This window comes from Chryseobacterium sp. MHB01 (assembly GCF_034651565.1).
GTDB classification, from domain to species: Bacteria; Bacteroidota; Bacteroidia; order Flavobacteriales; family Weeksellaceae; genus Chryseobacterium; species Chryseobacterium nepalense.
In genome coordinates, this window is the sequence record NZ_JAYEDA010000004.1 from 172,809 (window position 1) to 186,913 (window position 14,105).

A 14,105-nucleotide genomic window follows, 5' to 3' on the forward strand; every position below is an offset into this window, starting at 1 on the left:
ATCATTTACGCTTATAGATAATATCCTATTTTCAAGTGCCCGGAATTTTGTAAATTTGCAGCATGATTAAAATTGGCAACATAGAACTGCCGGAATTTCCGCTTTTACTGGCACCAATGGAGGATGTGAGCGACCCGCCTTTCAGGAGGTTATGCAAAATGCATGGTGCAGATTTGATGTACTCTGAATTCATTTCTTCAGAAGGGTTAATTCGCGATGCAATTAAAAGTCGAAAAAAACTGGATATTTTCGACTATGAGCGACCTGTGGGAATCCAGATTTTTGGCGGTGATGAAGAAGCAATGGCCATGTCAGCAAGAATTGTAGAAACGGTAAATCCTGATCTTGTTGACATTAATTTCGGATGTCCTGTAAAAAAAGTTGTCTGCAAGGGTGCGGGCGCTGGAGTTTTAAAAGATATTGATTTAATGGTTCGTCTTACAAAAGCTGTGGTAAGTTCCACCAGTTTACCGGTAACCGTTAAAACCCGTTTAGGCTGGGACAGCACTTCCATCAACATCGATGAAGTAGCGGAACGTCTTCAGGAAACAGGCATTAAAGCATTAACAATCCACGCAAGAACACGTGCACAGATGTATAAAGGGGAAGCCGACTGGGAACACATTTCCAGAATCAAACAAAATCCTAATATTGAGATTCCGATCTTTGGAAACGGTGATATCGACTCACCTGAAAAAGCCTTGGAATACAAACAAAAATATGCATGCGACGGTATTATGATCGGAAGAGCTGCTATCGGTTATCCTTGGATTTTTAACGAAATTAAACATTTCTTTAAGACAGGAGAACATCTTCCGGCCCCAACTATTGAAGACCGTTTACTGGCAGTTCGCCAGCATGCGGAATGGAGCGCAGAATGGAAGGGCGAAAGACTTGGGCTGGTGGAAATGAGACAGCACTACAGCAATTATTTCCGAGGCGTTCCTCATTTTAAAGATTTCAGGAAGAAATTTTTAGAAGTATTCACTTTGGAGGAAATGGATGCGTTAATCAAGGAAACCCAGGAATTTTATACTGAATATTTAGCCCAACAGGCATAAAATAAAAAAACCATCACTCTAAGCTGATGGTTTTTATTTTAAGTCATATTTTTAAATTAATATCCTTCCGAAGCAGAATGGTTTTTAATTAAAGCCAATGCAGAGGAAGTTCCGATTCTTTTTACTCCCATGCTGATCATTTTTTCGGCATCTTGCGGAGTTCTTACGCCGCCGGCTGCTTTTACAGGAAGCTTTCCGGCATTTTCCAGCATTATTTTTATCCCTTCAAATGTTGCACCATTTGGTTTTCCGTCTTGGGTTTCATAAAAACCTGTTGAAGACTTTACGAAAATTTTAGACCAATCATTTTCAGAAAAACGCTCTTCTGCCCAAATGGAAATATTTCTGGTAAGATCTGCGATCTGTTCATCGGTTAAAGCTGCAATTTCGATTATCCATTTTGCTGCTTTATGGTGTTCCAGACAAAGTTGCGTGCATTTTACGAACTCATCTTTTACAAGATCCAAATCTCCTTTTAAATAAGCATTGTAATTGATCACAAAATCCAGCTCATCTGCTCCATCGGCAATCGCTTTTTCAGCTTCTGCAAGTTTTTCGTCTACAGAATATGTTCCTTCATGAAAACCGATAACTGTTCCCACCACAACATCTGAATTCCTTTCAAGAATATACTTTTTGATTTCCGAAACATAATCCGGACGGATCATTACGGCGAAAATTCCGTTATCAATAGCCTCCTGTGCCAGATCTTTATCTTTCTGTAATGTTTCTTCTTCCGAAAGCCCTGACTGCGCAGGAGTTTTCAGGTAGGTTGAATCCAAATATTGTGCAATGTTCATGATGTTTATACTTTCAGTTGTCTGTAAATACCCTGCTCCAAAGATATGAAAGTTTCCGTTCTTGTAACCCCTTTCAGTTTCTGAAGTTTACTTAAAATCTGCATCAGGTGGTCATTATCTTTACAGAGGACTTTCAGGAATATGGTGTAATTCCCTGTGGTATAGTGAGCTTCCACTACTTCATTGATTTCCTTTAAAGCCTTAACCATGTCAGGATAATGACTGGGTTTATCGAGGAATACACCTATGTACGAAATAACTTTATATCCTATTTTTTTAGGATTAAGAAAAGAAATTGAATTTTCAATTACTCCTGCCTGCTCGAGTTTTTTAATTCTCTGGTGAACCGCAGTTGTGGAAATCCCCACTCCTTTGGAAATATGAGCAAGTGATGTTTTGGAATTATCCATCAGCATGTAAATAATTTCCTTGTCAATTGAATCCAATTGATAGCTTGTGTTGTCTGAATTTTTCATTCTCTACTTAAATTTATGTTTTTCACATTTGTTTATACTTTACCTAGCGTTACATAGACCGGAAAATGGTCGCTGTAACCGCCGAGATACCTTGTTCCGGCATAAGTGCGGAACGGCCTTCCCTCAAAATTTTTGTCCCGGCAGCTGATTTTTACGGGTTTAAAAATTCCGGCATTTTGAAAAGAAAGCATACGATCTTCTTTAAAAAAAGATTCAGACAATATGATCTGATCAAATAACAGCCCGGATTTGTAATGAAAAGTAGAGTAATTTCCTGTAGAAAACAACTGCTGAAAAGGATTTTCCAAAACCTTTTCGTAGGAATTGTCATAGAGAATTTTTACTAAATTTTCATCATCTGGGTTTTCGTTGAAATCTCCGCACAGAATTACATTTTCATCAGCATTTATGAGATCCAGAATCCTTCTTTGGATTTCATTAAGTATAAAAATCCTTTTGGGCCTGTTAATATCTTTTTCGCGTTTAGAGGGAAGATGGGCGATAAAGACATTGATAATCTCTTCTTTATACTTCAATACTGAATAGAGCACGTCTCTTGTTGTATCGTAGTTTTCTATGTTTTGGGTTTCGTTTTCAAAGAAGAAGATAATAGCTTCAGAGTCTATTATTTCAACTTTATTTTTATCATACAGCATGGCTACATCAACTTTTCTTTCATCCCTGGAATTGTAATGTACAATACCATATTCTGAATTGAACGGCTGCATCTGTATGAGATCTTCCAGTACCTGCTTTCCGGAAACTTCTGAAAGACCTATAATAAAGGGAAGCGTACCATTTTCATCCTTTATCAGCTGAAAAACGTGTGCGATTTTATAGAGCTTGTTTTTATATTTTCTTTCGTTCCAGTTCCGTAACCCTGAAATTGTAGGATCAAGCTTATGCCTTGGTTCCGGATCTGGCAGGAATAAATTTTCAACATTATAAAAACTAAAAAGTTCCATCAACACGCTTTTCTAATAATTAAAATTTTCATTTTAACTTTCAGGATGTAAATTTATTATTTTATTTAATAAATCATTAATTATTTCGCAATTTTTTTACATGAATTTTATATTTAAATAATTAAAATTCAATAAAAAATCTTAAGACATAAAACCATCAAAAGTTAAAAATTTAAATATTGTCGTTTATTTTAGAATATTATTTTTAATAATTTAACAACCAAAATTAAATTAAATTAGAATAAAATAAACTAAAAATTAAAATATGATTATTTTTTTAAACTACAACAAAAATAACAACAAAAAATATTCCGATATTACATTTTATTATTAATATAAAATCGTTAAACAGTAATAAATTCTATAATTTATCTTTTTTAAAGTAAATCGGGGCGTTTTTCCTGAGTAATTCTTACCGCTTCATCATGACGCCATTCTTCGATTTTTGCAAAATTGCCGCTCAGGAGAATTTTTGGCACTTCCAAACCTTTATAAACTTCAGGTCTTGTATAAATAGGAGGAGAAAGCAGATCATCCTGAAAACTGTCTGTTAAAGCACTTTGCTCATCATTTAAAACGCCGGGAAGCAGACGGATTACAGAATCTGCAAGAACACAGGCTGCCAGCTCGCCACCGGTGAGTACATAATCTCCGATGGAAATTTCTTTTGTAATATGAAGATCTCTTACACGCTGATCAATCCCTTTATAATGACCACATAAGAAGATAAGATTCTGTTTAATAGAAAGTGTATTGGCTATTTTCTGGTTTAAGGTGATCCCATCCGGTGTAAGATAAATAACTTCATCATATTCCCTCTGTTCTTTTAATGCGGAAATACATTTATCCAGCGGTTCTACCATCATTACCATTCCCGCTCCACCCCCGTAAGGCTCATCATCAATCTGTCGGTGTTTATTAATCGCCCAGTCTCTCAGGTGATGAAAATGCACTTCCACCAGTCCTTTATCCATGGCTCTTTTTAAAATAGATGTTTTAAAAGGGCTTTCCATCAGCTCCGGAAGCACACTTATGATATCAATTCTCATTGTAAAGTTTCGTTTTTCTTATTCGGCGAAATTATTAATCGTAAGGAAGAATCTTTGTTAAAATAACTCCACATCCAGTTGAAGAATACGGCAAGCTTATTTCTGACGCTCAAAATTAACATTAAATGTAAGAACATCCAGAAAAACCACGCCAGAAATCCCTGAAATTTGACAAAGGGCAAATCTACAACTGCTCTGTGTTTCCCGATGGTAGCCAGAGAACCCTTATCTTCATATTCGTATTCTTTCCAGTCGGCAGTATTTTTCCTGAGAAGATTTTTACCTAAATTTTTCGCCTGGGTAATTGCCACATTTGCCACCTGAGGATGCCCCTGAGGATATTTCGGAGTTTCCATATACGCAATATCTCCAATGGCAAAGATGTTGTCGTAGCCTTTTATTTTATTGTATCGGTCTGTAATATATCGGTTTCTGATGAGCTTTTCCTGAGGAAAGCCATCAACAACATTCCCTGTAACGCCGGCTGCCCAGATTACATTATTGGAAGGGATTGTTTTTCCACTTTTCATGTACACTTTATCACCATCATAATCGGTAACATATTCCTGACTTAGAAATGTTACGCCGAGATCTTTTAAATATTCTTCAGACTTATTCTGTGCTTCAGCACTCATCACTGCAAGTGGTTTTTCCGTAGAACTTACGAGAATAATCTCAAGATGGGCAAAGTTCATATACGGATAATCTCTAGGAAGAATTTCTTTTTTCATTTCGGCAAAAGCACCTGCCAGTTCCACACCGGTGGGACCGCTTCCTACAATGACAATATTCCAGTTTCCATCATCACTGCGGCTTTTTTCCAGGATCAGTTTTTCAAATGTCATCAAAACATGATTTCTGATACTGATGGCCTCCTGTGTATTTTTCATTCCGAAAGCTTTACTTTCCAAATCTTTATTCCCGAAAAAATTGGTTTTACAACCTGTGGCAATTATGAGTTTATCATAGCTGAATTCCGCTTCCTCTGTGATTACTTTATTGTTGGCAGTATCAATTGCTTTAACCTCCGTAAGCCGGAACTGTGTATTCCTGGAACGCTGAAAAATTTTCCTGAACGGAAAAGAAATATTGGATGGCTCAATTCTTCCGCACGCTACCTGATAGAAAAGAGGCTGAAACATATGATGGTTTACCCGGTCTACAACAAGTACTTTTTTGTTTTTGTTATTTAATGTTTTCGCAAGTTGCAGCCCCGCAAAACCTCCTCCTATAATGATGATCTTTTCGCGTGTTTCCATAGTACACAAATTTACTGATTTTATTTTAGCATTTCGCAGCGAAAAAAGTTAGTTTTGCAAAACTTTATGCCACAGAAAAAGTACAGCAAAAAAACCGCCAAAAAGGTTCATGCAACCCGTAGGAAGAACTATTTTTTCCGACGCAAAGTACTATTGGCAATTCTTCTGATTGCACTTGTAGGAACAGGATTTTATTTAAAAAAGACCGTAAGCTATTATTATGCTATGTACTTTAATAAATTCGTGCACCGGAAGCTTCATAATACAGAATCTGAAACAGTAAGAATACAGAAAATCATTTCAGATAACCTTGATAAAACGTACGGTTTTGACATATCCCACTACCAAAATAAAGAAGATATTAACTGGGATAGTCTGAGCATCGGGAACAGAACCATTCCACTGGAATTTGTCGTGATGCGCGCCACCATGGGAAACCGCAATGCGGATAAACATTTTGATGATTTCTGGGAAATGGCAAAAAAGCAGGAATTTATCCGGGGTGCATATCATTTTTACAGAGCAGATGAAGATCCTGTAAGACAAGCCAACAATTTTCTTGAAAATGTAAAACTGGAAAGCGGCGACCTGCCTCCCATTCTTGATATAGAAAAGATTCCGAAGCGTAAAACCAATGAAAAACTGATTGAAGATCTTAAAGTATGGTGCAGGATTGTAGAGGAAGCCTACGGAAAAAAGCCTATTATTTACACCTATTATCATTATTACAAAGATTTTTTGAAAGGCGAATTTGACGATTATCCGTTGTGGCTTGCCAATTACAATGACGTTCCTGCCCCATCACCTGATTCTGAATGGGATTTCTGGCAGTTTACAGAAAACGGGATCGTTCACGGAATCAACACCAAAGTAGATCTTGATATATACAACGGAAGTTCGTGGTCTTTGAAAAGACTTACCCTGGATTAATTTTATTCAAATTTTCTAAGATAATCTCACTTATACAGTCTGAAATTTTCTCACTTATAAAAACATTACGGGTATCTTAAAATAGCCAGTGCTTTGTTTAAATTATTTAAACGGTCTCCTTTGAACCCATTCCGTTTTTGGAGAAATAGCAGGAAAAAGAATTTTCATGAAAGGATTAATCATGAAGTTATTATGTTTAATCAGACCAAAAATTTCAGAGGGTTCAGCTCCGATGGTTGATTTTATTTCTAAAGCTGTTCTGCCAAAAATAATTCTTTCAAACTGATAAGTAATTCCGAATTCCACCATATCTAAAAGCATATTGAGGTAGACCTGCTTTTCTTTCTGAAGTTCTTTGTGATAGCCTAAAAAGTAAGTATCAACATCATTATTATTGATCAGCAAAGTATAAAACCCAACAAGTTCGCTTTCTGAAAAATAGCCGAAGATTCTAAATTTTTCGTCAAGATTTTCCTTCATTTTCCCGAAATGGTTTTCAGCCAGGAAGAATGTATTGAATGCAGCATTATCAACTACATTATGATACAGCTTGTTCATTTCGTTCCGGTATTTATTTATTGAATCCAAATCCAGCTCACGCTTTTCTATACCCTGCAGTTTCTTTTTTGCTGCTCTTACTCGTGACCTGTATTTTTTTGAAAAGTCATTGAGATAATCATCAAATGTTTCCCAGTGTTCCTTTATTTTCAGTTTCATATTAGGCTGTACGGAAAACCGAAAATACGGATCATACTCTTTTCCTTTAAACCGTTCTGCAAGAGAGTTCTGATAATCTTTAAAAATAATTAAAGACGTTTTCCTGATCTCAGACTGCATGACACCAATCGCTTTATGTAAAACTATCAAAATATCTCTTACCGGGATTTTTGAAAAATCAAAATAAAATCCGTTCTGGCCGGTCAGCATATTATTTCCGAGAATCATTACATCTTTTATAAAAAAGCCTGTGAACAGACTTTTAATATTCCATCCGGAATCATTCTTTAAAGACTTTCTAAATCCAATAAAATCGATGTATTGAAACAAAGCACCTCCCACCAGTTCGTTTTGATTAAAAAAACCCACCATAAAGCACTCCATATTAGAAGGCAAAGAAGCATGAAGCGCACAAAAATATTCCTGCGAAAGCATGACATTATGATTTCCGATCGTTGAAGACCAACATTCCGGAAAATCCTTATCTGAATGGTATATTTTTAAATGATATGACATAAAAAAGGCTACGCAAAAGTAGCCTTATAATTTAATCTTTTGTAATTATTTTTGTGTTACCCAATGAAAGCCATCAACAGCATACCATCCGCAGATAATACCGCCCATAATGGTAATCGTAAGCGTCCAGTATCCCGTATTGATCATCGTATACTTCCATGATTTCCTTTCAAACATCGCATTAATGGCAATAACAGGGAAAACGAAGAGAAAACCTGTCATAAAAGAGTGCAACGCTCCGTGACCAAAAGACCTGTATGCCATCCCGTAATCTTTCATAAATGCGTGATACGATTCGTTGGCATTCATCTCATCACCACCAATCATTCCTAAAGCACCAAACTGATGAATGGTTATAAAATGAAGAAAATAGGCTATAAATAATGATAAAATAATCGTAAAGACAAATACACCTACCATTTGTCCTTTCATTTTTTCCTGAGATAAACCGGCTTCTTTCATCCAAACAGTTCCGAAGACTTTAGGATGATACCATATAAAACCTGTAAGAAGAGGAATAATTGAGGCTGCTAATACTGCCCAAAAGTTGATTTGCACCATTGTTTATATTTTTATAGTTAGAATTATGAATTTACAATAAAAATCAATTCAAAATACATTTAGAATAAAAAAAACTTCAATAATATAAATATATTATAAATAAAATCTTATTTAATGGAAAATAACATAAAAACATAAATTCATTTATTAATTTAAATTTCATAAGGCTTTACCGTTGGTAAAAAATTATATCAGGAACAAGCAAAAGTTTTATGCCTTTAATTTTTGTACTTTTGCAGCTCAATTTTTAGCATTATTAAACCATCATGAATTACGTTTCTGCAGAAAACCTCACAAAATCTTACGGTATCAAAGTTTTGTTTGAAAATATTTCCTTTCACATCAATGAAGGCGATAAAATTGCCATTGTTGCCAAAAACGGAAGCGGAAAATCTACCCTGTTGAAAATTTTAATGGGAAAAGAGATTGCAGACAGCGGAACAGTGATGATCAATAAAGATATTCAGGTGGTATTATTTGATCAGGAAATTGATTTTAATCCGGATCTTACAATAGATGAATTCATGATGACACTGGATTTCGAGCCTATTTTAGCATTAAAAAATTATCATAAATCGCTTCATTCCACTGATCATGATTTCATTGAAAAAGCACTGGCCGGGATGGAAACTCATAAAGCATGGGATCTGGAAAACGAGATGAAGCAGATTCTTTCGCAGCTTAAAATCACCGATCTTGAAGCAAAAATGGGAACACTTTCCGGAGGACAGATCAAACGTGTCGCTCTCGCAAAACTTCTAACGGAAACAAGAGCAGAACATCGCCATACTTTACTAATTATGGATGAACCTACCAACCACCTTGATGTGGAAATGGTAGAATGGCTGGAAAACTACCTTAATAAAGCTAAAATCACCCTACTCCTTGTAACCCACGACAGGTATTTTCTGGATAGCGTCTGCGATATCATCTGGGAAATGGAAGATAAAAACCTGTATTTCCACAACGGTTCTTATGCTACTTATCTGGAAAATAAAATGATCCGGGAAGACAACCTGAATGCGACCATCGACAAAGCCAATAATCTTTACCGAAAGGAACTGGAGTGGATGCGCCGCCAGCCGAAAGCCAGGACCACAAAATCCAAATCCAGAATTGACTCCTTTTACGAAACAGAAAAAGTAGCCAAAACAGATACCAGAAAACAGGGTCTCGAACTTGATTTTGAAATGAAAAGGCTTGGTAATAAAATTCTCGAACTTAAACATATTGACAAAAGCTTCGGAAGTAAAGTTTTGTTAAAAGATTTCAGCTATCAGTTTCAGAGAGGCGAAAAAGTAGGCATTGTAGGAAAGAACGGAGCCGGAAAATCTACTCTTTTAAATATTATCCAGGGATTTGAAAAAGCAGATCATGGCGAAATTGAGACCGGAGAAACGATTCATTTCGGATATTTTTCACAGAAAGGACTCGTTTATAAAGAAGATGAAAGAGTGATTGATTTCATCAAAGAAGTTGCTGAATATTATCCTCTTGCTAATGGAAAAAGCCTTTCGGCATCGCAGTTTTTAAGATTGTTTTTATTTGATGATCAAACGCAGTATTCTCCGATATCAAAGCTTTCAGGCGGTGAAAAAAGAAGACTTCACCTGATGTATATTTTATATCAAAACCCTAATTTCCTGATTTTTGATGAACCTACAAACGATCTTGACCTCCCAACCTTAACAGTTCTGGAAAACTTCCTGCAGCAGTTTCAGGGTTCACTCATTATTGTTTCTCACGACAGGTATTTTATGGACCGGATTGTAGACCATATTCTGGCATTTGAAGGAGAAGGAAAAATTAAAGATTTTGTAGGGAACTTTTCTGAATACAGAGAGGCAATGAGCAAGGATGAATCTACGGAAAAAACGGCAGCACAAAAACAGCCGGAATCTTCCAAAGCAAACACACCAACAGATTCTTTAAATACAACCAAAAAGAAAAAGCTTTCCTTCAAAGAGCAGCGCGAACTTGAGACTATTGAAAAAGAAATGCCCGAACTGGAAGATCAACGGAAAAAAATTCTCGATCAGCTTAATAATGAATCTGATTATGAGAAAATATCAAAGCTTTCCGCAGATCTCGAGAATATCTCTGAAAAACTGGAAAACCATGAAATGAGGTGGCTTGAACTTCAGGAGATTCTGGGAGAAGGATAATAAGTTTGAGAGTGAGAGCGTTTTAGAGTAAAAGTTTTTGCAGATAACACTATCACTCTAAAACACTACAATCTGTAATTACATGTAAACTACTTTTTGAGCATCTGAGCTCTCCAGTGCAGCATCGATAATTTTCATATTTTTAATGATTTCTTCTGCCGGAGAAGGCAATGCATATCCGAAAACGATGAACTCATAAATCTGCTGGTAATAATTCATATAATTTCCCGGCTCGCTGGAAGTAAGCATTCTTTCAGTGTCCTTATTTTCATTTAAAAAATTCAGAATTCCGTCTGCTTCTTTGAGATGTTTTGTCCACTCTTTACCGTATTCAGGAATAGCTCCGGCTGCCAGCTCATTTTCCTGATTATCAGTTCTTTCCTGAAGAAAGCTTCCTTTTTCTCCGTGAATGGCATATGCATAATGCGCCTCTTTTGTAAATACCGAAGATTTCAGTCTTACTCTCAGATTATTCTGATAATACAGAACAATTTCAAAATAATCATTGGCAAAATCTTTTCCTTTCATTGAAAATACATCAGCGAACAATTTTTCAGGGAGACCAAAATACTGAGTTGCCTGATCTATCAAATGTGACCCGAGGTCATGCAGCGATCCGGAACCTGTAGCCTCAGGGTTTTCTTTATGCGCTTTTCCGCTGGGCTCTGTGCGAAACCTGTCGAAACGTATTTCCGCTTCTTTAATATCTCCTAATTTCCCTTCATTCATGATTTTCTGAACCTGGAGATAATCCCGGTCAAATCTTCTGTTCTGATAAACGCTCAGGAACAGACTTTTCTCTTCGGCAAGTTTTACCAGCTCCTCGGCTTCAGCAACATTCACCGTAAAAGGCTTTTCAACAATTACATTTTTACCGGCTTCCAAAGCCATTTTTACATATTCAAAATGAGTCTGAACCGGTGTGTTTACCACAACCAATTCAATATCCGCATGCTGCAGCATTTCCTCTACGGAACGATAAATGGTTGCTTCAGGGTATTTTTCATTAGATTCTTCTTTGCTCCTTTCTACAATAGCCGACAAGAAAAATCCCGGATGTTCTTTTAAAAAAGGTGCATGAAATATTTTTCCGCTCATTCCGAAGGCGCAGAGTCCCGTTTTTACCAATTGCATAATTATTTTTTACCAAAGTTATTCATAAACATTCAATTTATTTAATAAATAATCAAACACATTTCTTAAAAAAATGATAAAAATCACCTCTTAATTTTTATCAATTCTAAATAATAATATACTTTTGCAATTATTTAAATTCAATCTAAATAGCATAAACTATAATGAAAAAGCAGCTAGTAACTTTAGGGATATTATTCACAGCCGTATCCTTAAATGCACAAATGAAAAACACTGAAGCTGATACTGTTAGGATCCAGAATATTGAGGATGTCAATCTTCATAAAACAGGAAATCCCAACAAGGCAAGACCATTATCCACGAAATCTAATCTGACGATAATGGAAACCCCGCAACCCATTGCCATTGTAACCCATGAAATTATTGAGCAACAGCAGGCAAAACAGCTCAGCGATGTACTTCAAAACGTTAATGGTATTTACATTACATCATCAAGAGGAAATTCCCAGGATAGTTTCGGTGGACGTGGTTTTATATTAGGAAATGATAATATTTTCAAAAACGGTTCCAGAATAAACAGCGGTGTTTTTCCTGAAGTGAGCGGCCTGGAAAGAGTTGAAGTTCTTAAAGGAGCCAACGCTATGCTATACGGAAATACAGCTGCAGGCGGCGTGATTAACATGATTACAAAAAAACCCAAATTCAATTTCGGAGGAAGTGTGGGGATGAATGCAGGAAGCTGGAACTCTTACAAACCTTTAGTTGATATTTATGGACCACTTTCTAAAAATATAGCCTTCAGGGTAAACGGGACTTATGAATATGCAGAAAGTTTCAGAGACGTTGTTCAGTCCGAAAAATATTATTTCAATCCGTCATTTTTATTCAATTTAAGTGACAGATCACAATTAATAGTTGAAGCCGACTACCTTAAAAATGATTTTACCCCGGACTTCGGAATCGGGTCTATTACCAATAAAGACCAAAGCTACAGATTAAACGACGCTGTTTCCAGAAATGTCTTTTTCGGAACAGACTGGCAATATCAAAATGTGGAACAGGTATCAACTAACGTCACTTTCAACCATCAATTCAATGAAAGATGGTCTTTGAATGCTACTGCAGCTTATCAGAATTATACAAAAGATTATTTTTCATCAGAAAGAGTACAGTGGATATACGATAAAACGGTAGATCCTGACAGACTATCATGGAAAAGGCCTTTCGGTAAAACATACAATGAGCAGAATTATACTTCTGCACAGGTGAATATCAACGGAGAATTCAATACCGGAAAAATCAACCATAAAGTATTAATCGGTTCAGATGCAGATTACAGCCAGGCTGACGCTTATACTTATAATGTAACCGCTCCTGTAAATATTTTATTTTTAGACGATCCGTCTACATGGGGAAGTATTGACATGCCTGCCTCAGCTCTTAATACAAAAAACAGAATCAATACAAGAAGAATTGGTTTATATGCACAGGATTTCATCAGCCTGACCAAACAATTTAAAGTTATTGCTGGATTAAGATGGTCTTATGTTGAAAATATGCCAACGATTACAACACGCTTTACAACTGATGAAAAATTTGAAGTGGCAAATTCATCAACATCAGACAATGCATTTTCTCCAAAAGTAGGTTTGGTTTATGCACCTAATGAAAATCTTTCCGTTTTTGCGACGTATACTAATTCATTTGTTTCAAATTCAGGATATACTTCAGATCAGTTTGGTACCGTTAATACCAATCAGCCCGTTACACAAGTTCAGAACCAACTGAACAGTTTATCAAGACAAAGCATAAAACCCACCACTGTTGATCAGTACGAAGTAGGGGTAAAAAAGAATTTCTGGAATAATGCTTTAGGGGTTAATCTGACTGCTTATCAAATTATGTACAATAATTATTACCAGACCTACTGGTTTGCCGGATCAAACGGAGCACCTGTAAACGCTACAGACACTAACCTGAAAGAGTTCGCCGGAAAAATGAGAAGCCGCGGTGTGGAATTGGACATCACCGGAAATCCTACAGAAAATATATCAATAATCGGAGGATTCTCTTATAATAATTCTGTTTATATTGATACTCCGGAAAAAGGATATGTTGAAAATCAGAGATTGGTAAGAACACCTGCTACAACAGCGAATGCTTCTGTCTTTTATAAATTCACCAAGTATGCAAAAGGATTGAAAGTCGGAGCCGGCGTTTATTATATTGGTGACAGAATCGCAGGATGGAATGATACAAAATCTACAAATACAAGCAGGAATAATGTAAGCAGAATGTTTGATCTAAAAGACTATATAACGGTTTCATTATCCGTAGGCTACGAATGGAAGAAGTTCATGATCCAGGGAAGAGTCGGCAACCTGTTTGATGTAGTGAATTATAATGTTCATGAAAATTACTCGGTCAATCCGATTACACCAAGAAATTACTACTTTACATTAACCTATAAGCTTTAAAAGACTAATATTAATTTTTTCATAGAAAGTGGGA

At 36.2% G+C, this 14,105-nt stretch carries 12 protein-coding genes; 4 read left to right on the plus strand and 8 right to left on the minus strand.

What is annotated here, in order from left to right:
• Positions 1-62: 62 nt before the first annotated feature.
• Positions 63-1,061: a tRNA dihydrouridine synthase DusB gene (gene dusB / locus U9K52_RS08850; protein ID WP_248394854.1), complete on the plus strand. Its 999-nt coding sequence runs from the start codon at positions 63-65 to the stop codon at positions 1,059-1,061.
• Between the two features lie 56 nt (positions 1,062-1,117).
• On the opposite strand, the gene deoC is transcribed toward dusB, so the two are convergent.
• The 5 genes from deoC to U9K52_RS08875 form a co-directional block, all read right to left on the minus strand.
• Positions 1,118-1,864, minus strand: a complete 747-nt coding sequence (gene deoC / locus U9K52_RS08855) for a deoxyribose-phosphate aldolase (protein WP_323673787.1) — start codon at positions 1,862-1,864, stop codon at positions 1,118-1,120.
• Positions 1,865-1,866: 2 nt separating this feature from the next.
• Positions 1,867-2,337, minus strand: coding sequence for an Lrp/AsnC ligand binding domain-containing protein (locus tag U9K52_RS08860; RefSeq protein ID WP_029295841.1), 471 nt, complete (start codon positions 2,335-2,337; stop codon positions 1,867-1,869).
• A gap of 32 nt (positions 2,338-2,369) precedes the next feature.
• Positions 2,370-3,302 carry an endonuclease/exonuclease/phosphatase family protein gene (locus tag U9K52_RS08865; RefSeq protein WP_322926047.1) on the minus strand — a complete coding sequence of 311 codons (933 nt, stop codon included), beginning with the start codon at positions 3,300-3,302 and terminating at the stop codon, positions 2,370-2,372.
• Between the two features lie 377 nt (positions 3,303-3,679).
• Positions 3,680-4,351, minus strand: a complete 672-nt coding sequence (gene trmD / locus U9K52_RS08870; RefSeq protein ID WP_263602315.1) for a tRNA (guanosine(37)-N1)-methyltransferase TrmD — start codon at positions 4,349-4,351, stop codon at positions 3,680-3,682.
• Entirely contained in the window at positions 4,348-5,610 is a 1,263-nt protein-coding gene (locus U9K52_RS08875) for an NAD(P)/FAD-dependent oxidoreductase (protein WP_263602314.1), read from the minus strand. The genes trmD and U9K52_RS08875 overlap by 4 nt, the downstream gene beginning before the upstream one ends.
• Positions 5,611-5,676: 66 nt before the next feature.
• On the opposite strand from U9K52_RS08875, the gene U9K52_RS08880 reads away from it, so the two are divergent.
• A complete protein-coding gene (locus U9K52_RS08880; RefSeq protein WP_322926048.1) occupies positions 5,677-6,540 on the plus strand; it encodes a glycoside hydrolase family 25 protein in 864 nt (287 codons plus the stop codon).
• A gap of 102 nt (positions 6,541-6,642) precedes the next feature.
• Here U9K52_RS08880 and U9K52_RS08885 read toward each other — a convergent pair whose 3' ends face one another.
• Together U9K52_RS08885 and U9K52_RS08890 are read right to left on the minus strand one after the other, a co-directional pair.
• Positions 6,643-7,773, minus strand: coding sequence for a hypothetical protein (locus tag U9K52_RS08885; protein ID WP_322926049.1), 1,131 nt, complete (start codon positions 7,771-7,773; stop codon positions 6,643-6,645).
• Positions 7,774-7,818: 45 nt separating this feature from the next.
• Positions 7,819-8,334 (minus strand): DUF1761 domain-containing protein, encoded by a 516-nt coding sequence (locus U9K52_RS08890; protein ID WP_318173662.1) that lies wholly within the window; start codon positions 8,332-8,334, stop codon positions 7,819-7,821.
• A gap of 266 nt (positions 8,335-8,600) precedes the next feature.
• Here U9K52_RS08890 and U9K52_RS08895 point away from each other — a divergent pair, with 266 nt between their 5' ends.
• Positions 8,601-10,499, plus strand: a complete 1,899-nt coding sequence (locus tag U9K52_RS08895) for an ABC-F family ATP-binding cassette domain-containing protein (protein WP_322926050.1) — start codon at positions 8,601-8,603, stop codon at positions 10,497-10,499.
• 78 nt (positions 10,500-10,577) lie between these two features.
• Here U9K52_RS08895 and U9K52_RS08900 read toward each other — a convergent pair whose 3' ends face one another.
• Positions 10,578-11,633 (minus strand): Gfo/Idh/MocA family oxidoreductase, encoded by a 1,056-nt coding sequence (locus U9K52_RS08900; protein WP_322926051.1) that lies wholly within the window; start codon positions 11,631-11,633, stop codon positions 10,578-10,580.
• Positions 11,634-11,797: 164 nt separating this feature from the next.
• Between U9K52_RS08900 and U9K52_RS08905 the strand changes: the two genes are divergently transcribed.
• Complete coding sequence (locus U9K52_RS08905) at positions 11,798-14,071, plus strand: TonB-dependent receptor (protein ID WP_322926053.1); 2,274 nt, start codon at positions 11,798-11,800, stop codon at positions 14,069-14,071.
• Positions 14,072-14,105 lie beyond the last annotated feature (34 nt).